At 66.8% G+C, this 17,664-nt stretch carries 24 protein-coding genes and 1 pseudogene; 16 read left to right on the plus strand and 9 right to left on the minus strand.

Annotated features, from left to right (window positions below):
* Positions 1-75: 75 nt before the first annotated feature.
* Both recN and AC3WJI_RS19755 read right to left on the minus strand, forming a co-directional pair.
* The gene (gene recN, locus AC3WJI_RS19750) at positions 76-1,737 is read right to left on the minus strand and encodes a DNA repair protein RecN (protein ID WP_492759009.1); all 1,662 of its coding nucleotides are present in this window, start codon (positions 1,735-1,737) and stop codon (positions 76-78) included.
* A gap of 50 nt (positions 1,738-1,787) precedes the next feature.
* Positions 1,788-2,597 (minus strand): outer membrane protein assembly factor BamD, encoded by an 810-nt coding sequence (locus AC3WJI_RS19755; RefSeq protein ID WP_492759010.1) that lies wholly within the window; start codon positions 2,595-2,597, stop codon positions 1,788-1,790.
* Positions 2,598-2,756: 159 nt separating this feature from the next.
* On the opposite strand from AC3WJI_RS19755, the gene AC3WJI_RS19760 reads away from it, so the two are divergent.
* The 3 genes from AC3WJI_RS19760 (at position 2,757) to AC3WJI_RS19770 (ending at position 5,058) form a co-directional block, all read left to right on the plus strand.
* A complete protein-coding gene (locus tag AC3WJI_RS19760) occupies positions 2,757-3,581 on the plus strand; it encodes a class I mannose-6-phosphate isomerase (protein WP_492759011.1) in 825 nt (274 codons plus the stop codon).
* 98 nt (positions 3,582-3,679) lie between these two features.
* On the plus strand, positions 3,680-4,234 hold the full coding sequence (locus AC3WJI_RS19765; RefSeq protein ID WP_492759012.1) for a glycine zipper 2TM domain-containing protein: 555 nt from the start codon (positions 3,680-3,682) through the stop codon (positions 4,232-4,234).
* A gap of 89 nt (positions 4,235-4,323) precedes the next feature.
* Positions 4,324-5,058: a hypothetical protein gene (locus AC3WJI_RS19770; protein WP_492759013.1), complete on the plus strand. Its 735-nt coding sequence runs from the start codon at positions 4,324-4,326 to the stop codon at positions 5,056-5,058.
* Between the two features lie 10 nt (positions 5,059-5,068).
* On the opposite strand, the gene AC3WJI_RS19775 is transcribed toward AC3WJI_RS19770, so the two are convergent.
* Entirely contained in the window at positions 5,069-5,296 is a 228-nt protein-coding gene (locus AC3WJI_RS19775) for a hypothetical protein (protein ID WP_492759014.1), read from the minus strand.
* 118 nt (positions 5,297-5,414) lie between these two features.
* Here AC3WJI_RS19775 and AC3WJI_RS19780 point away from each other — a divergent pair, with 118 nt between their 5' ends.
* From AC3WJI_RS19780 to AC3WJI_RS19815, 8 genes are all read left to right on the plus strand, one after another.
* Complete coding sequence (locus tag AC3WJI_RS19780; RefSeq protein WP_492759015.1) at positions 5,415-6,140, plus strand: hypothetical protein; 726 nt, start codon at positions 5,415-5,417, stop codon at positions 6,138-6,140.
* A gap of 199 nt (positions 6,141-6,339) precedes the next feature.
* Entirely contained in the window at positions 6,340-6,717 is a 378-nt protein-coding gene (crcB, locus tag AC3WJI_RS19785; RefSeq protein ID WP_492759016.1) for a fluoride efflux transporter CrcB, read from the plus strand.
* The gene (locus tag AC3WJI_RS19790) at positions 6,714-7,814 is read left to right on the plus strand and encodes an RluA family pseudouridine synthase (RefSeq protein ID WP_492759017.1); all 1,101 of its coding nucleotides are present in this window, start codon (positions 6,714-6,716) and stop codon (positions 7,812-7,814) included. The genes crcB and AC3WJI_RS19790 overlap by 4 nt, the downstream gene beginning before the upstream one ends.
* Before the next feature lie 202 nt (positions 7,815-8,016).
* Positions 8,017-8,676: an HAD-IA family hydrolase gene (locus AC3WJI_RS19795; protein ID WP_492759018.1), complete on the plus strand. Its 660-nt coding sequence runs from the start codon at positions 8,017-8,019 to the stop codon at positions 8,674-8,676.
* Positions 8,673-8,891: a hypothetical protein gene (locus AC3WJI_RS19800; RefSeq protein ID WP_492759019.1), complete on the plus strand. Its 219-nt coding sequence runs from the start codon at positions 8,673-8,675 to the stop codon at positions 8,889-8,891. Before AC3WJI_RS19795 ends, AC3WJI_RS19800 begins: the two co-directional genes overlap by 4 nt.
* Entirely contained in the window at positions 8,888-9,568 is a 681-nt protein-coding gene (locus AC3WJI_RS19805; protein WP_492759020.1) for an ATP12 family chaperone protein, read from the plus strand. The genes AC3WJI_RS19800 and AC3WJI_RS19805 overlap by 4 nt, the downstream gene beginning before the upstream one ends.
* A 402-nt stretch (positions 9,569-9,970) precedes the next feature.
* A complete protein-coding gene (locus tag AC3WJI_RS19810; protein ID WP_492759021.1) occupies positions 9,971-11,035 on the plus strand; it encodes a hypothetical protein in 1,065 nt (354 codons plus the stop codon).
* Positions 11,032-11,298, plus strand: coding sequence for a hypothetical protein (locus tag AC3WJI_RS19815; RefSeq protein WP_492759022.1), 267 nt, complete (start codon positions 11,032-11,034; stop codon positions 11,296-11,298). The genes AC3WJI_RS19810 and AC3WJI_RS19815 overlap by 4 nt, the downstream gene beginning before the upstream one ends.
* Here AC3WJI_RS19815 and AC3WJI_RS19820 read toward each other — a convergent pair.
* Positions 11,293-11,463 (minus strand): annotated as a pseudogene (locus AC3WJI_RS19820) (guanylate kinase); the annotation flags it as partial. The gene AC3WJI_RS19815 and the pseudogene AC3WJI_RS19820 overlap by 6 nt on opposite strands.
* Positions 11,464-11,546: 83 nt before the next feature.
* Between AC3WJI_RS19820 and AC3WJI_RS19825 the strand changes: the two are divergent.
* Positions 11,547-12,029 carry a hypothetical protein gene (locus AC3WJI_RS19825; protein WP_492759023.1) on the plus strand — a complete coding sequence of 161 codons (483 nt, stop codon included), beginning with the start codon at positions 11,547-11,549 and terminating at the stop codon, positions 12,027-12,029.
* Between the two features lie 16 nt (positions 12,030-12,045).
* Here AC3WJI_RS19825 and gmk read toward each other — a convergent pair whose 3' ends face one another.
* From gmk to AC3WJI_RS19850, 5 genes are all read right to left on the minus strand, one after another.
* Positions 12,046-12,696, minus strand: a complete 651-nt coding sequence (gene gmk, locus AC3WJI_RS19830) for a guanylate kinase (protein WP_492759024.1) — start codon at positions 12,694-12,696, stop codon at positions 12,046-12,048.
* A gap of 36 nt (positions 12,697-12,732) precedes the next feature.
* Entirely contained in the window at positions 12,733-12,936 is a 204-nt protein-coding gene (locus tag AC3WJI_RS19835) for a hypothetical protein (RefSeq protein WP_492759025.1), read from the minus strand.
* Positions 12,933-13,124, minus strand: a complete 192-nt coding sequence (locus tag AC3WJI_RS19840; protein WP_492759026.1) for a hypothetical protein — start codon at positions 13,122-13,124, stop codon at positions 12,933-12,935. The genes AC3WJI_RS19835 and AC3WJI_RS19840 overlap by 4 nt, the downstream gene beginning before the upstream one ends.
* A gap of 166 nt (positions 13,125-13,290) precedes the next feature.
* Positions 13,291-14,685 (minus strand): class II fumarate hydratase, encoded by a 1,395-nt coding sequence (gene fumC, locus AC3WJI_RS19845; RefSeq protein WP_492759027.1) that lies wholly within the window; start codon positions 14,683-14,685, stop codon positions 13,291-13,293.
* Positions 14,686-14,856: 171 nt separating this feature from the next.
* Positions 14,857-15,339, minus strand: coding sequence for an SspB family protein (locus AC3WJI_RS19850; protein ID WP_492759028.1), 483 nt, complete (start codon positions 15,337-15,339; stop codon positions 14,857-14,859).
* Positions 15,340-15,439: 100 nt separating this feature from the next.
* Here AC3WJI_RS19850 and hisB point away from each other — a divergent pair, with 100 nt between their 5' ends.
* From hisB to hisA, 4 genes are read left to right on the plus strand one after another with little or no spacing between them, the layout of a single operon-like run.
* Positions 15,440-16,027, plus strand: a complete 588-nt coding sequence (hisB, locus tag AC3WJI_RS19855; protein WP_492759029.1) for an imidazoleglycerol-phosphate dehydratase HisB — start codon at positions 15,440-15,442, stop codon at positions 16,025-16,027.
* Entirely contained in the window at positions 16,027-16,299 is a 273-nt protein-coding gene (locus AC3WJI_RS19860) for a YciI family protein (protein ID WP_492759030.1), read from the plus strand. The genes hisB and AC3WJI_RS19860 overlap by 1 nt, the downstream gene beginning before the upstream one ends.
* Complete coding sequence (gene hisH, locus AC3WJI_RS19865) at positions 16,296-16,898, plus strand: imidazole glycerol phosphate synthase subunit HisH (RefSeq protein WP_492759031.1); 603 nt, start codon at positions 16,296-16,298, stop codon at positions 16,896-16,898. Before AC3WJI_RS19860 ends, hisH begins: the two co-directional genes overlap by 4 nt.
* Entirely contained in the window at positions 16,886-17,617 is a 732-nt protein-coding gene (hisA, locus tag AC3WJI_RS19870; protein ID WP_492759032.1) for a 1-(5-phosphoribosyl)-5-[(5-phosphoribosylamino)methylideneamino]imidazole-4-carboxamide isomerase, read from the plus strand. Before hisH ends, hisA begins: the two co-directional genes overlap by 13 nt.
* Positions 17,618-17,664 lie beyond the last annotated feature (47 nt).

The following is a 17,664-nucleotide window of genomic DNA, read 5'->3' on the forward strand; positions in this document are numbered from 1 at the left end:
CCCCAACCCCTCCCCTAAAGGGGAGGGGCCAGACAAGCCTAGAGCGATCGCCCTCCTGCGAAAGCAGGGGAAACATCAAGCCGCGAGCAATCGCTCCGCCTGGGCCCTCGCCTCGGGCGTGATCTCGGCGCCCGAGAGCATGCGCGCAATCTCCTCGCGGCGCTGGGCGGCGTCGAGCGGCGTGACTCCGGTGCGGGTGACGAGGCCGTCGTGGCGCTTGGCGATGAGCAGATGCTGGGCGCCGCGCGCCGCGACCTGCGGGCTGTGCGTGACTACGAGGACCTGCGCGGTCGAGGCGAGCCGGGCGAGGCGGTCGCCGATCGCGCTCGCCACCGCGCCGCCGACGCCGCGGTCGATCTCGTCGAAGATCAGCGTCCCCGCCCCGCCTTCTTCGGCGAGCGCGACCTTGAGTGCGAGGATGAAGCGCGACAATTCGCCGCCGCTGGCAATCTTGATCAATGGCGCGAACGGTGCGCCGGGATTGGTCGACACCGCGAACTCGACCCGGTCCATTCCCGCGGGCGACCATTGCGCTTCGTCGAGCGGCTCGACCATGGTGCGGAAGCGCGCGGCATCGAGCTTGAGCGGCTTGAGCTCGGTCTCGACCGCGACGTCGAGCCGGGTCGCCGCCAGGGTCCTCGCCTCGGACAGCGCGCGCGCCGCCTCGCGATAGACGCGGTGCGCCTCCTCCATCACCAGTTCGAGCCGGGCGATTCCGGCGCCGCCGCTCTCGACGCGGTCGAGCCGGGCGGAGAGCTCGTCGAGCAGCGCCGGCAGTTCGTCGGGTTGGACGCGGTGCTTGCGCGCGAGCCCGCGCAGTTCGAACAAGCGCGCCTCGTCGGCCTCGAGTGCGGCGGGATCGAAGGCGAGCGCCTCGGCCGCCGCGTCGATCCGGTCCTGCGCCTCGGCGCCTTCGGTGATCGCGCGGTCGATCGCGGCGAGCGCTTCGCCCAGCGCATCGTGGCCGTCGGCGATTCGTTCGAGGATGCGCGCGGCCTGACGCAATTGGCTGAGCCCGCCTTCGGAGCCTTCGAGCAATTGTGCCACCGATTGCAGCTCCCCGGCTACCTTCTCGCCGCGCTGCATCGTCGCGCGGCGCTCAGCGAGGCGTTCCTCCTCGCCCGGCTCGGGGGCAAGCGCGCGCAGCTCGGTGACCGCGTGGGCGAGCCATTCGCGGTCGCGCTCGGCGACATCCTGTTCGGCACGCGCCACCGCGAGCGCGTCCTCGGCCTCGCGCCAGGCGCGGTGCGCCACCGCGACGGGCCCGGTATCGAGCCGGCCGAAGGTGTCGAGCAGGCTGCGATGGCCGCGCGGATTGAGCAGCCCGCGATCGTCATGCTGGCCGTGGATCTCGACGAGATGCGGGGCGAGTTCGCGCAAAAGGCCCGCCGAGGCCGGCTGGTCGTTGATAAAGGCGCGGCTGCCGCCATCGGACTTGACGATGCGGCGCACGAGCAGGGGCTCGCCGGGATCGAGGTCGAGCCCGTTCTGCGCCATCAGATTGGCGATCGCACCGTTAGGCTCAGGCGTATCGAAGCTCGCGGTGACTACCGCCTGCGCCGCCCCCTGACGCACCAGCCCGCTTTCGCCGCGCGCGCCGAGCGCCAGCCCCAATGCGTCGAGCAGGATCGACTTGCCCGCGCCGGTCTCCCCAGTCAGCACGCCGAGCCCCATGCCGAATTCGAGGTCGAGCGCCTCGATCAGCACTACGTCGCGGATGGAAAGCGCCGTCAGCATGCGCGCTCCCTATTGCAGGAACGGAGAGAGAACGGAAGCGCTTGCGAGCATCAGCTCGCGGCGGGCGCCTGGACTTTGGCGAGCTTGTCCTGGTTGCGCTGCATCAGGTCATAGGCACGCTTGTACCAGTCGGTCCCCGGATAGTTCGCGCCGAGCACCGCCGCAGCCTTCTGCGCCTCGGCCGGCATGCCGAGCGACAAATAGCTCTCGGTCAGCCGCAGCAGCGCCTCGGGCACGTGCGTGGTCATCTGGTAACTGTCGACGACGGTGCGGAAGCGCATCGTCGCGGCCAGCCACTGGCCGCGGCCCTCATAGAAGCGGCCGATCTCCATCTCCTTGCCGGCGAGGTGATCGCGGACGAGGTCGATCTTGAGCCGCGCATCGGCAGCGTAGCGCGTATTGGGATAGCGGCGCGTGAGCTCGCCGAGTGCGTCGAGCGCCTGCTGGCTGATCTTCTGGTCGCGGGTCACGTCGGCGACCTGCTCGTAATAGCTGAGCGCGATCAGGTAATAGGCATAGGGCGCGTCGCGATTGCCCGGATGGACCGCGAGGAAACGCTGCGCCGAGGCGATCGCCTGCGAATAATCCTGGTTCAGATAGTAGCTGAACGCGCCCATCAGCTGCGCGCGGCGCGCCCAGACCGAATAGGGATGCTGGCGCTCGACTTCATCGAACAACGCCGCGGCGAGCTTGTACTGGCGCTGGTCGAGCCGCTGCTTGCCGGCGCTGTACAGCGTGCCGACGTCGCGCGCGACATAAGGCAGGTCGGAGCGCGGGCCGCGCTTGGCGCAACCGGCGACCGAGAAGGCGAGCACCGGAACGAGGGCGAGCGCAAGCGCGCGAGCAAAAGGAGTACGCATGGACGGGGGTCTTAGCCGAGCGGGGTGGCGTCAAACAATCCTTTTCGCGGCGGCTTTGTGGCGGGCCGTACGGCGCCCGCGATTGGGCTGGCGCAGAGGATCGGTTGCGGGCATTGGTGCGTTGCACAATTCATTGCGCATCCGAACCGGAGAGTATCAGTGACCGCGACGCTTCTCGCCACCCATCGTGTCGAAAAACCCTGGGGCCGGCACAATCTTTGGCCCGGCTTCGCCGATCCTGCTGCCGATCAGGAGCCGATCGGCGAAGTCTGGTTCAAGACGCCGGGCAATTCCACTCCCGACCTGCTGATCAAATACCTCTTCACCAGCGAGAAATTGTCGGTGCAGGTCCATCCGAACGACGCGCAGGCCCAGGCCAAGGGCCTGCCGCGCGGCAAGGACGAATGCTGGGTGATCCTCGACGCCGAGCCCGATTCGACGATCGCGCTGGGCACCAAGCGGCCGGTCGACCGCGAGACGCTGCGCGCCGCCGCGCTCGACGGATCGATCGAGGACCTGCTCGACTGGAAGCCGGTCAAGGCGGGCGATTTCTTCTATTCGGCCTCGGGCACCGTCCATGCGATCGGCGCGGGCATCACGCTGGTCGAGGTCCAGCAGAACAGCGAGACCACCTATCGGCTCTACGATTACGGCCGCCCGCGCGAGCTGCACCTCGACGACGGCATCGCGGTCTCCGACCCCACGCCTTACGTACCGCATCCGATGCCGGGCAAGGTCGCCGACGATCGCGAGATCCTGGTCGAAGGGCCCAAGTTCGTGCTCGAGCGCTGGGAAGGCGGCAAGCGCAGTTTCACGCTCCCCGAGGGCGTGACCGGATGGCTGGTGGCGCTGGCGGGCGAAGGTGTCGTCGACGGTGTCGGCTTCCGAGCCGGCGAATGCATCACGCTGGAAGGCACCTGCGAGCTCCACGCCGAAATGGGCAGCGACCTGCTCTTCGCCTATCCGGGGACCGCGCGGATCTGACCCTGTCGGGTGCGTGAACGCAACGTAGTTTAGCGTTCACGCAACCCGCGGCGGCACGGCACGTTGGGTCGGCAGCTGCAATGAACAGGAGCAGATCCATGCGTATTCTCTTTGCCGCCGCGATCGCGGCAGTGGCCCTTCCGGCCGTGCCCGCGATGGCGCAGACCCCGCGCCAGGAATATCGCGAGAACGTCCGCGATGCCCAGCGCGAGTGCAACCGCGACCTGCGCCGCGCCGACAATCGCCGCGAATATGAGCGCGAGATGCGCGACTGCCGCCGCGACCTGCGCCAAGCCCAGCGTGAGTACCGCCGCGACAGCCGTGATTGGCGCCAGTATCGCAACTACGACTATAACCGCCTGCCGCGCGGCACGAACGCTTATTATGCCGACCAATATTATCGCGACGGCCGCTATTACCAGGAGCGCCGTCTCGGCCGCAACGACCGCATCTATCGCGGTAACGACGGCCGCTATTATTGCCGCCGCAACGACGGCACGACCGGCCTGATCGTCGGCGGTGTCGCCGGCGGCCTGTTCGGCAACGCGCTGTCGAACGGCCGCAACGCCACGCTCGGCACGCTGCTGGGTGCAGCCGCAGGTGCGGCGCTGGGCTCGTCGGTCGACCGCAACAGCGACGTCCGCTGCCGCTAAACGCTCTGCCACGCAGGCGAGAGAGGCTCGGCGCTCCGGCGCCGGGCCTTTTCTTTGCGGGCGCGGCGGCTCGCGGCTAGGGGATGCCGATGCTCGCCAGCCTCTTCCTCGCCCTCGCATTCGGCCCTACCGGCGACCGGCTCGTCCCGCTCACTGCCGCGCAGGGGCAATATTGCAGCGCCGAGGACAAATGCGTCTCGCTCGCCTTGGCCGAGGACGGGGAGGCGCAACCTGTTCCGACGGTTCGCGCTCGCGCGGCGACCGCGCCGTCACCCCAGCCTGACGCGGACGAGTCCGGGGACGAGACCTACGCCGTCTGGCCCAATCTGATCGTGCTCCAGGACGGCGGCTTCCTCGCTGGGGTCGAGGCGCGGACCAGCACGATGTATTCGGGCGGCGGCGGCAGCGCGACCGAGTTGCGGCTGTTCCGCATCGCCGCCGATGGCCAGGCCGGCGCGGCGCCGGTGCTGACCGTGCCGATCGGCGCGTCGCTGATGATCCGCGCCTGCTTCAGCGAACGCGACATGAAGAACCGCCGCGGCGCCTGCCACGACGAATACACCTTTCTCGGCCATCTCGCGCTGGAAGGCGGCGCGACGAACGGCCTGCTCGAGCTCGCTTATGTCAGCGAGGCCTATGCCTATCCGCGCGGCGTCTCGCGCATGGCGGATTCGACCGACAGGCCGCGGTTGAAGAAGTCCGATCTGGTGCGCGAGCGCGATTCCGCCTGTAGCTTCGCGCGAAACTTCCGCTTCGATGCCGCGTCGGGCGCCTATCGGCCCGACAGGCCGCTGCCCGATTGCGAGGCGTATACCGTGCCGTGAGGAGCGCGCGCTAGATCAGCCCGCCGGTCAGGAACAGGCGCACGCCGCTGATCAGCAGCACGAAGAAATTGAGGTTGCGCCCGGTATTGCTGCGCGAGAGCATGCCGATCACCGCGCCGACGATCGCGATCGGGAAGGCGATCCAGTTGAGCAGCGGCACCAGCGGGAACGGGATCACCCCGACCAGCGCGAAGAGCCCGGCGAGCAGCCCGAGCAGAATGGAGACGAGGTTCAGCATGAGGGCAACATGGGGGCGCCGAGGTGTGTTGGCAAGCTAAAGCGCATGCGCGGCTTTCCCAAGGGTTCGTTAACCTCGCTCTGGCATGACGGCGATGCCCAAAGGAACGTCTTCTCGCATGGCCCGCACCATCGGTTTCATCCTGTTCGTGTTCCTGCCGCTGGCGCTCGCCGGCTGCGGCGGACCCGCCCCTGCCAACAACATGATCAGCGACGCCGAGCTCGGCAACGCTGCCGACCCGGCGGTGACCAGCGCGCTGCAGGACCCGATCATGGTCGACCCGCAGCTCGCGCGCCAGGCCAATGGCGACGCGATCCGGCCGCCGAGCCAGCCTTATTCGGGCGGGGCGCCCGACGATGGTGTCGCCGCCAATGGCGAGAAAATGAGCAATGCCGGGCTGCTCAAGGCCCCCGCCCCGGTCGCCAGCACAGACAATTCCGCACGCGAGGCCGTCACCCTCGGCGGGATCGCCGCGCGCCAGACCAACAAGCGGATCAAGGGCTGTGCCGGCGCGCTCAAATATTCGGCAAGCTGGGCGCAGCGGCTCCCGGCCGACCTGCCGCTCTATCCCCAGGCGCGCGTGACCGAAGCGGCGGGCGCGCAGGGCGGCAATTGCGCGCTGCGCGTGGTCAGCTTCTCCGCCGCGCAGCCGATCGATGCGCTGCTCGACTATTATTATACCAAGGCGGTCCGCGCCGGGTACAGCGCCGAGCACCAGCGCGACGGCGCGCAGCACATCCTCGGCGGTACGCGGGCCCGCGACGACGGCGCCTATGTCCTGTTCCTCACCGCGCGCCGGGACGGCGGCACCGACGTCGATTTGGTCGCCAATAACGGCAGCTAGCGGCGCGAAGCCCTGTCTCCGGCGAAGGCCGGGGCCCAGCTTCGACGCCTCCGGCAAGCGCAGGCCGTCCTCTCGAACTGCATCGCAACTGGGCCCCGGCCTTCGCTGGGGAACAGCCCCACGGCCTGATCGCGCTGCGTGGTTTCGCGCACCACGCCTTGGCGGTTCCCCTGAGGGCCAAACCGCGCTACCGGCATGTATGCCTTCCCTTCTTCTCGTCATGCTCGGCGGCGCGTTCGGCGCCGGCGCGCGGCACCTTGTCGGCCGCGCGACGCTCGGCTTGTTCGGCCCCGGCTTTCCCTGGGGCACGCTCGCGGTCAACTTGATCGGCGGGCTCTTTATGGGCCTGCTCGCCGGGGGACTGGTCCGCTTCGGCGAGGCGGGCGAGCAATGGCGGCTGCTGCTCGGCGTCGGCGTGCTCGGCGGCTTCACCACCTTCTCGGCCTTCTCGCTCGACGTGATGCTGATGCTCGAGCGCGGCGACTGGGGAGTCGCGCTCGGCTATGTCCTCGCCTCGGTGGTCGGCGCGGTGGTCGCGCTGGCGATCGGACTCCAGCTCGCGAGGGCCATGGCATGAGCAGCAGCGACGTCCGCCAATTCACCGTCGGCGCCGATGACGACGGCATCCGGCTCGATCGCTGGTTCAAGCGGCATCTGCCCGACACCAGCTTCAACTTGGTTTCGCGCTGGGCGCGCACCGGCCAGCTCCGCGTCGACGGCGCGCGCGCCGAGCCGGGGGACCGCGTCGCCACCGGCCAGACGATCCGCGTGCCCCCGGCCGAGCCGGTCAAGCCCGGCGCCGCCAGGCCCAGGCCCGATCGCCCGCCGCTCAGCGACGACCAGATCGCCTTCGCCCGCGAGATGGTGATCCACCAGGATGCCCAGGCGATCGTGCTCAACAAGCCGCCCGGCCTCGCCACCCAGGGCGGCACCAAGACCACCGAGCATGTCGACGGCCTGCTCGACGCGCTTCAGTTCGAGGCCGAGGGCCGCCCCAAGCTCGTCCACCGGCTCGACAAGGACACCAGCGGCGCGCTGCTGCTCGCGCGCTCGGCGCGCGCCGCGGCGTTCTTCTCGAAGAACTTCTCGGGGCGCACTGCGAAGAAGCTCTATTGGGCGCTCGTCATGGGCGTGCCCGAGATCGAGGACGGCCTCATCGAGCTGCCGATCGGCAAGCAGCCGGGCACCGGCGGCGAGAAGATGCAGGTCGACATGAAGGAGGGCCAGCCCAGCCGCACGCGCTACCGCGTGCTCGAACAGGCCGGCAACCGCACTGCCTGGGTCGAGCTCCAGCCGCTCACCGGGCGCACCCACCAGCTGCGCGTCCACATGGCGGCGATCGGCCACCCGATCGTCGGCGACGGCAAATACGGCCTGCAGGAGGCGTTCCTGAGCGGCGGCATCTCGCGCAAGATGCACCTCCACGCGCGCCGCATCCGCATCGACCATCCCGATGGCGGCAAGATCGACGTGACTGCCGAGCTGCCCCGCCACTTCGCCGAATCGATGCACACGCTCGGCTTCGACCTGGCGCTGGGCGATACCGACGCGCTCGACGACCGCCCGCCGCTGACTCGCGAGCAGAAAAAGGCCCAGGGCCGCGCGCACGCCAAATCGGTCCGCAAGGAACGGCGGGGCGAGCGGCGCGGCAGGGGGGAAGCGAAGCCGAAGTGAGGCCGTCTTTCTCGATCCTCCCCGGCACGGGGAGGTGGCACGCGCAGCGTGACGGAGGGGGCTCTCCACGCAGTGCAACCTTTGCGGCACGCCCCCTCCACCAGCCTTCGGCTGGTCCCCAGTATCGGGTCGATCATGCCCCGCATGATCGAGGATCGTCCGGGGGACGATCCGACCCGATGCTCCGTTCCGGGGAGGACAAATGAACCGCCTCGCGCTCTTCGATTGCGACGGCACGCTCGTCGACAGCCAGACCAATATCTGCCGCGCGATGGAGGAATGCTTCAGCATCTCCAGGCTGGACCCGCCCCCGCGCGATGCGATCCGCCGCATCGTCGGCCTCAGCCTCGTTCCCGCGATCGCGCAGCTGCTCCCGCACGCCGAGGCGCGCCAGCACGAAGCGATGGCCGAGGATTACAAGCGCGCCTTCCACGCGATGCGCGGCAGCGGCGCGCTCGATCCCGAGCCGCTGTTCAACGGCGTCGCCGACGCGATCGAGGCGCTTCACGCCCAGGGCTGGCTGCTCGGCGTGGCCACCGGCAAGTCCGATCGCGGCCTCGCCCACATCCTCGCGCATCACGGCCTCGCGCACCGCTTCGTCACGCTGCAGACCGCCGACCGCCACCCCTCCAAGCCGCACCCCTCGATGATCGAGACCGCGATGGCCGAAGCGGGCGCCGCCCCCGAGACCACCGCGATGATCGGCGACACCAGCTTCGACATGGCGATGGCGCGCAATGCCGGCGCGCATGCAGTAGGTGTTGCATGGGGCTATCACACCATGCATGAACTGCGCGAGTCGGGCGCGCACCATGTCGTCGAGCATGCCGCGGCGCTGCCGGCGCAGCTGGAGGCCCTATGACCGACGCCGATCGCCTTGCGCGCAACCGCTATTATCTGATCATGGGCGTCAACCTGGTCGCCACCGCCGGCGCGGTGTTCGGGCTGGTCCTCGCCGGGCGCGCGGACCATTGGCAGGGCAGCGTGCTGGGCGGCGCGATCATTCTCTCGGCGCTGTACGTCATGGCAGTGGTGCCGCGCGCGATGGCGCGGCGCTGGAAGACTCCGCAGCCGTGAAGCGTTTCTGGAAAGACGTGACGATCGACTCCGCGGGCGGCATCGCGCTCGACGGGCGCCCGGTGCGTACCCCCGGCCGCGCCGCGCTGGCGGTGCCGACCCGCGCCCTGGTCGAGGCGATCGCCGAGGAGTGGCGCGCGGTGGGCGACACGCTCGATCCGCGCGCGATGCCGCTGACCGGCCTCGCCAACGCCGCGATCGACCGCATCGCCCCCGATCCCGCCGCCTTTGCCGCGGGCCTCGCCAAATATGGCGAGAGCGACCTGCTCTATTACCGCGCCGAGGAGCCCGCCGCCCTGGTCGACCGCCAGGCCGCCGCCTGGGACCCGCTGCTCGACTGGGCGCGCCGCCGCTACGACATCCACTTCGAGCCCGCCACCGGCGTGATGCACCGCGCCCAGCCCGACGCGACGATCGCGCGGCTGGGCGAGGCCGTCGCCGCGCTCGACCCGTTCCGCCTCGCGGCGCTGTCGCCGGTTGTGACGATCAGCGGCACCCTGGTCGGCGCGCTCGCTTTGGTCGAGGACGCCGCGACACCCGAGGCGATCTGGCACGCCGCCCATGTCGACGAGGACTGGCAGGCCGAGCAATGGGGCGAGGACGTGCTGGCGACGCAGGCGCGCGAAGCGCGGCGGGGGGAGTTCGAGGCGGGGGTGCGGTTCTTGGGGTTGGTTTAGGGGAATCGCCAACCACTAACTCGAACGCGATGCAGCATCTGATCGACAGCCAGCTGCCCGTTGACTTGTTGGATAACGTTCTTCAAATGTTCTAACCCTCTCGAGATATGGGGGTGAGATATGGAGAGCGCGACAGAGCAGCGACGTGCTGCCTTCTCGATCTGGCTACGCACGGGTCGGGTATCTGGCAGTCATAACAGTGCCAGCCACGAACGCAAGTTCAACCCATGGCACGATAGGCGAGACGGGAGGTTCACGTTCGCCGGAGGAGGTCGATTTTTTGCTGCCGGCGACTCCGGTTCTTTCAGCGGGCGACGGCAGTCTGCTGGCAACACTGTTTCTTCTAATACGCGACAGCTGAAAGCCCCTCAGGCGCGAATTGTCTTCAAGCCGGATTCAACCATGCCGCGCCTCAACACCGTTGAGGAAGTGAACGCCTGGGCAGCCGCGATGCTGAAGGAACATGGCAACGAGCGAGGCTTTCCCGAAGCAATCGAAGCACAGCGTCAGATTTATTTGCGGAACCTGCCGAGGCCTATCGAACCCTCGCCCTCACCACCACGCAACGCCCTCAGAAAGATGACCGATTTTGCTTCGGGCTATGGCGAGGGGGTCTACGACGTGGGAGCAGGTGCCGCCAAGGAACTTTATTCTTTGGCCACTACAAATCCGGTCACCAGCGTACAGAATATCGAGTCCGGGATTGCGCAGTCGATCGATGGAGCAATCGCGGCCGAGGACACGCCTGCTTATGTGCAAATTGAGCGCGCCGGGCGGGCGATACGCAAGGCGTCAGCGCATGACCTCGGCTATGCCCTTGGGTCAGTGAGTGGCAACGTCGCGCTTGCGGTAGCGCCCGGCACCATAGTCAACAAAGTATCTGCCATACGTCAAGCGGTCGCAGTCGGGCGCGCCGACCGTTGGCGCAGAATGTCCAAGGTCGGGAATGTAGTCAAGGCTGAGGTACCCAAGGTAAACTCAGCTAAAGCCGAGAACCCACCTGACGTCAGACACGCCGCCAAGATCGAGAACACATCCACGGCTGCACATATAGCCAAGAGCGAGAACACACTCGAAAAAAGCAATGCGCCCAAGATCCAATGGGTAGATGATAGTATTGGTCGAGAGGGTCCACCCAAGGACTATAATGATTCCGCAACAGGAGCGCGATCCAACATAACTACGAGGCGCGCGCAGGTGCCAGCGCTCGAACGAACGATGGCTGACGGAAAAAAACGTCGGGTAAGATTCGATGGTCTTGAAGGCGAACATCTGACCGATAGAAAATGGTCGATATATATGACAAAAAAAGCAAAAAATCAGGCAATTAGGCAATCAGAAGCACTACGTCAAAATGATCTGACAGGCATCTGGCAAGTGCCCAATGCGATACAAAAAAGAAGAGCGGTCAAGTTGCTTGAGGAACTTGAAATATTAAATATTAAAGTTGAGGTCGTAAAGCCATGATGAACGAGATAGCGCAAGCAATAGCGAACGTAGTGATTTTTTTTGAATATTCTCCTCCAGAAATCTTGGATGAAGACTGTGCAATCCAAGCAATGGAGCAACTCGGAGCAGATTTGAGTGCCCTAGACGAGACCTCCCGTCACGCTTTAGCTGCAAGCTTTCGAATAATTGCACTAAATTATGAAGGAGAATTAAAGAGCTTTGTGGAAGACTTGCCTGGCGCATTCGGCCTGGAGGAACCACCCGAGGAAGAAGGCCTATAGGCCGCTGCCTCGCAATCTACTTAAGCCCTGGATGAACCCGGTCAGCCCCGTCTGGCGCGAGCGCCGCAGCCGCTCCGCCTCTAGCAACGTGTGCACCGATTCGCAGCACTGCTCGACTTCGTCATTGACCAGCACATAGTCATAGCCGTCCCAGTGGCTGACCTCGTGCGGGCACGAACGCACGAGGATCGCGTCAAAGCCCACACGGCCGCGAAGGACTTCTCAAGATGGGTGAAGAGGAGGGAAAAATGAGCAATCCGGCCGAAATCACTCCCGACTTGAACGCCGTCACCTCGGTGGACGACGTCGACCTCTCCCTCAGCAGCGAACTGCGGGATGCGCTGTCCGCAGCGCGTTCATTCCTCAGGTTTTTCGAATGGGGAAATATAACCTCGGAGTTCCTTGGAACGCATTTTGATGGGATATTCTCGATCTTCCTTTTCGGGATCGATCCTGGCCGCGACGATGTCGATCACTGGGTCTGGGTTTTCGTCGGAGACATTCCGCCAGCCTACATCACCTGCGAGGACGCCAGGAATCCGTATGAGGCGCTAGATGGCTATATCGGCGCAATGGAGGAGTGGGTGCAGGCGGCGCGCGACGGCGCGTCAGTTGCGGAGATGATCCCGGTCAACGTGCCAGCAACACCCGAAAATGCGGCGATGCTGGACAGTCGCCTGAAATTTCTCGACGAGAAGATTTTGCCGCTTCTGAAGAGAAGCTCGCCGTAGCGAACGTCGCGCAACGCTACTTGTTCAACCCCCGGATGAACCCGATCAGCCCGGTCTGGCGCGAGCGCCGCAGCCGCTCGGCCTTCAGCACCGTGTGCACCGATTCGAAGCACTGCTCGACCTCGTCGTTGACCAGCACATAGTCATAGCCGTCCCAGTGGCTGACCTCGGCGGTGGCGCGGGCCATGCGGGCGTCGATGATTTCGATCGAATCGGTCGCGCGGCGGAGCAGGCGCTCGTGGAGTTCCTTGAGCGACGGCGGCAGGATGAAGACGCGGACGACGTCGCCGCCGGCGAGCTGGAACAATTGCTGCGCGCCCTGCCAGTCGATGTCGAACAGCACGTCGCGGCCCGCGGCGAGGATCTTGTTCACGCCCTCGCGCGGGGTGCCGTAGCGATGGTCGAAGACGTGCGCCCATTCGAGGAATTCGTTGTTCGCGACCATCTCGCGGAATTTCTCGAGGTCGACGAAATGATAGTCGACGCCGTCTTGCTCGCCGGGGCGCATCGCCCGCGTCGTGTACGACACCGACATTTCGAGGAACGGATCGGCGGCGAGCAATTTGCGCGCGATCGTCGACTTGCCCGCCCCCGAAGGCGAGGACAGCACGTAGAGGACGCCGCGGCGGCGGAATTTGTGCGGATCGTTCTCGGCGCGATGAGGCATGGGCGCTAGTGGCGTGCGGACTCGGGGTCCGTCAAGTCATGCGCGCTCGCTGCGCTGCCGCCGCCGGTCCCTGGCGAAACGGTACAGGCCGTAGCCGCCGGCGAGCAGCAGCCCCGGCGTGCCCATCCGGGTGATGGCGCGCTGGGCGACATAGCCCAGCGCCGCGCCCTTGAGGCCGCTCTTGCCGTCGCGGCGATCGATCTGGCTGCCGATGATCGCGCCGAGCATGTTGCGGATCATATCGCGTCGCCCGAATTGGCGAAGCGGTGGACGGCGTAGGCAATCGCGCCGAAGACGATCGCGGCGGGGACCACGCTCTTGGCGACCTTCCACGCCGCCACGCCGGCGACCGCGCCGAGCGTGCCGCCCTCCCCGTCGCTGGCGTCGATCTTGTGGCCGATAAAGGCGGCGATGGCGTTGCCGATCATGTGCTTCTCCTTTCGTGGGGAAGCGCAGAAGGCGCTGGAGAGTTCCGCCCAAAAAGCCCCTCCCCTTCAGGCGAGGAGCTGGGGTGGGGCCTGTCCGCGGGCGATGGTCTCGGTGAGACATCCCCCACCCCCAAACCCTCCCCTGAAGGGGAGGGGCTAGTACGGCTCACCGCCCGATCATCGTCTCGGGCTTCACATACTGGTCGAACGTCGCTTCATCGACCAGGCCCAGCTCGAGTCCGGCCTGCTTCAGCGTCAGCCCCTTCTCATGCGCATATTTGGCGATCTTGGCCGAATTGTCGTAGCCGATCACCGGCGCAAGCGCGGTCACCAGCATCAGCGAGCGGCCGACCAGGTCGGCGATCTGCTTCTCATTGGCCTCGGTCCCGTCGACGCAGCGCTCGGCGAAGCTGGTCATGCCGATGCCGAGCAAGTGGATCGAGCGCAGCACGTTGGCGCCGATCAGCGGCATGAACACGTTGAGCTCGAAATGCCCCTGCATCCCGCCGACCGTCACCGCCTGGTGGTTGCCGATCACTTGCGCCGCGACCATCGTCAGCGATTCGCACTGGGTCGGGTTGACCTTGCCCGGCATGATCGAGCTGCCCGGCTCGTTGGCGGGCAGCGACAGCTCGCCCAGCCCCGAGCGCGGGCCCGAGCCGAGCAGGCGGATGTCGTTGGCGATCTTGTTGAGTGCCACCGCGAGCGTGTTCAGCGCGCCCGAGAAGAACACCAGGCCGTCCTTGGCGGCGAGCTGCTCGAACTTGTTCGGCGCGCTCTCGAACGGGGTGCCGGCAATGTCGCTGATCGCCGCGGTCATGTCCTCGGCCCAGCCTTCGGGAGCGTTCAATCCGGTGCCGACCGCGGTGCCGCCGATCGCGAGCTTGCGGATATTGCCGTTCAGCGCACCCTCGATCCGTGCCTTGCAGCTCACCAGCTGCGCGGCATAGCCCGAGAATTCCTGGCCCAAGGTCAGCGGCGTGGCATCCTGGGTGTGGGTGCGGCCGATCTTGACGATGTGATCCCAGGCCTCGGCCTTGGCGGCCAGCGAAGCGGTGAGCTGGTCGAGCGCGGGGAGCAGCACGTCGCGGGTGGCAATGGCAGTGGCGACGTGCAGCGCGGTCGGGAAGCTGTCGTTCGACGACTGACTCATATTGACGTGATCGTTGGGGTGGACCGGCGACTTGCCGCCCTTGTTGCCGGTCAGCACCTCGTTGGCGCGGCCGGCGATCACTTCGTTGACGTTCATGTTGGTCTGGGTGCCGCTGCCGGTCTGCCAGATCACCAGCGGAAACTGGTCGTCGAGCGTGCCCGCGACGATCTCCTGCGCCGCCGCCTCGATCGCGTCGACCAATTTGGCGTCGAGTCCGTGCTTGCGGTTCACCCGCGCCGCGGCCTGCTTCACGATCGCCTGGGCATGGACGATGCCGAGCGGCATCCGCTCCATTTCACCGAACGGGAAATTCTCGATCGAGCGCTGGGTCTGCGCGCCCCAATAGGCGTCTGCGGGAACTTCGATGGCGCCGATCGAATCGGTTTCGGTGCGGGTCTGCTGGGTCACATCGTCCTCCGGAGCATTTTGCAGGCGCTCTAAAGGCAAGTGGCGCGCTTCGCCAAGCCCCGCTTTCCCCCGGCGAAGGCCGAGGCCCAGGTTCGGCGCACGCGGATAGGTGGGCGGACCCACCTTGTTCGTCGCAACTGGGCCCTGGCCTTCGCCGGGGAACAGGAAGCCTTACTTCTTCCGCTTGAAATCCACCGAGACGACGTTCGAGCCGTCGTCGGCCGGAGTCACGGTCGGGCCGTCATTCTCGGCTTCCTCGTGCGGCTCGGGGCCCTCGGGCACATCCTGCGCCTGGAAGCGCAGCTCGAAATTGACCGCGGGATCGTGGAAGCCGGTTATCGCCGAGAACGGGATGTTGAGCATCGCCGGCACTTGGTTGAAGCTGAGGCCCACCGAGAATTTCTCGTCGTCGACCTTCAAGTCCCAGAAACGGTGCTGGAGGACGATCGTCATCTCGTCGGGAAAACGCTCGATCAGCCGTTGCGGAATGTCGACGCCCGGCGCATGCGTCTTGAAAGTGATGTAGAAGTGGTGCGCGCCGGGCAGCGCCTGCGTCGCCGCGACCGAGCCGAGCACGCGCCCGACCACGGCGCGCAGCGCCTCCTGGACGATCTCGTCATACGGAATCAGGCTATCGGGTACGGCACCAGTCATAGGCCTTGGGTAGCGCCTGATGCCCGTGGGTCAAGCACATGCTGCTTCGCCCCAAGCAAGCCTATTTTGCGTGAAGCCGCGCGGACGCTATGGGGACGCGATGCGCACCGCCACGATCAGCCGCAAGACCAGCGAAACCTCGGTCGACGTCACCGTCAACCTCGACGGCACCGGCGCCTATGCCGTCTCGACCGGGATCGGCTTCTTCGATCACATGCTCGAGCAGCTCAGCCGCCACTCGCTGATCGACATGCATATCAAGACCGTCGGCGACCTGCATATCGACCAGCACCATACCGTCGAAGATACCGGGCTCGCCATCGGCGAAGCGATCGCCAAGGCACTGGGCGACAAGAAGGGCATCCGCCGCTACGCCGACGCGCTGTCTCCGATGGACGAGACTCTCGCCCGGGTGGCGATCGACATTTCCGGGCGGCCGTTCCTCGTCTGGAAGACCGCGTTCAGCCAGAAGCGCCTCGGCGAGATGGACACCGAGATGTTCGAGCATTGGTTCCACAGCTTCGCCCAGACCGCGGGGGTGACGCTCCACGTCGAGACGCTGTACGGCACCAACAACCACCATATCGCCGAGGCGATGTTCAAGGGCCTCGCCCGAAGCCTGCGCGAGGCGATCGAGATCGATCCGCGCAAGGCCGACGCGATCCCCAGCACCAAGGGCGTCCTGTGATGATCATAGTCCTGCTCCGCTACACCGGCGACGTCACTCCGCACCGCGATGCGCATGTCGCCTGGCTGCGCACCGCGCTCGCCGAGGGCCGGCTGATCACCGCAGGCCGCCAGCCCGAGACCGGCGGCGTGCTGATCGCGCGCGGCGCGCGCAGCGAAATCGAGGCCTGGGCCGCGCAGGACCCGTACCGTCTGGCCGGGGTCGCGGAGAACGACTTCGTCGAGTTCACGCCGAGCATGGCGGCGCCGGGGCTGGAATCGCTGTTGTCGTGAGCGTCGCGCTGATCGATTACGGCGCGGGCAATCTCCATTCGGTCCACAACGCGCTCAAGGCCGCGGGCGCCGAGGGACTCGTCATTACCGCCGATCCGGACGTGGTGGCGAAGGCAGATCGCATCGTCCTACCAGGCGTCGGTGCGTTCGGCGCCTGCGCGCGGGGCTTGCGCGCGGTCGACGGGATGGTCGCGGCATTGGAGCAGCGCGTGCTCAACGGGGGCGCACCGTTCCTCGGCGTCTGCGTCGGCATGCAGCTCCTGGCGCGTCACGGCGAGGAGCTGGGCACGCATGACGGGCTGGGCTGGCTTCCCGGCACGGTACGGGCACTGCCCCCCTCGCCCGGCATACGCGTTCCGCACATGGGCTGGAACGATGTCGTCCCTGTCGGCGCGCATCCGCTGATCCAATCCGGCGAGGCGTATTTCCTCCACAGCTTCGCATTCGAGGGCGACCACGTCCTCGCCACTACCGAGCATGGCGCGCCAGTCACCGCGGCGATCGGCCGCGACAATCTCGCCGGCGTCCAGTTCCACCCCGAAAAGAGCCAGCGCTACGGCATCGCGCTGCTGGAAAGGTTCCTCGAATGGCGGCCCTGATCGTCTTCCCTGCGATCGACTTGAAGAGCGGCCAAGTCGTCCGCCTCGCCGAGGGCGACATGGCGCGTGCCACGGTCTACGGCGACGATCCCGCTGCACAGGCCGAGTCCTTTGCCCAGGCCGGGGCTGAATGGCTCCACGTCGTCGACCTGGACGGCGCGTTCGCGGGCGAGTCGGTCAATGGCGCCGCAGTCGCAGCGATCCTCGAGCGCTTCGGCGGCAAGGTCCAGCTGGGCGGCGGGATCCGCAATCGCGATTCGATCGAACGCTGGCTGGATCTCGGCGTGGAGCGCGTGGTGATCGGCACCGCCGCGCTGGAGAACCCCGAACTGGTGCGCGAAGCCGCGCGCGAATATCCGGGCCGGATCGTCGTCGCGGTCGACGCGCGCGACGGTCTGGTCGCGACGCGCGGCTGGGCCGATGTCTCCGACGTCCGCGTCGAGGAACTCGCCCGCCGCTTCGAGGATGCCGGCGTCGCGGCCTTGCTGTTCACCGATGTCGGCCGCGACGGGCTGCTGAAGGGCTGCAATGTCGAGGCGACGGTGGCGCTGGCGCGCGCGGTGTCGATCCCGGTGATCGCCAGCGGCGGCGTGACCGACATCGGCGACATCCGCGCGCTGCGTGGCCATGTCGAGGACGGGGTAGAAGGCGTGATCACCGGGCGGGCGCTGTACGACGGCCGGCTCGATCTCGCCGAAGCAATCGTGGTGGCGCAGTGAACGGGCGGGAGACCATAGCCCCTCCCCTTCAGGGGAGGGGTTGGGGT

It is taken from the genome of Sphingomonas sp. FW306-1B-B10E (assembly GCF_058782005.1).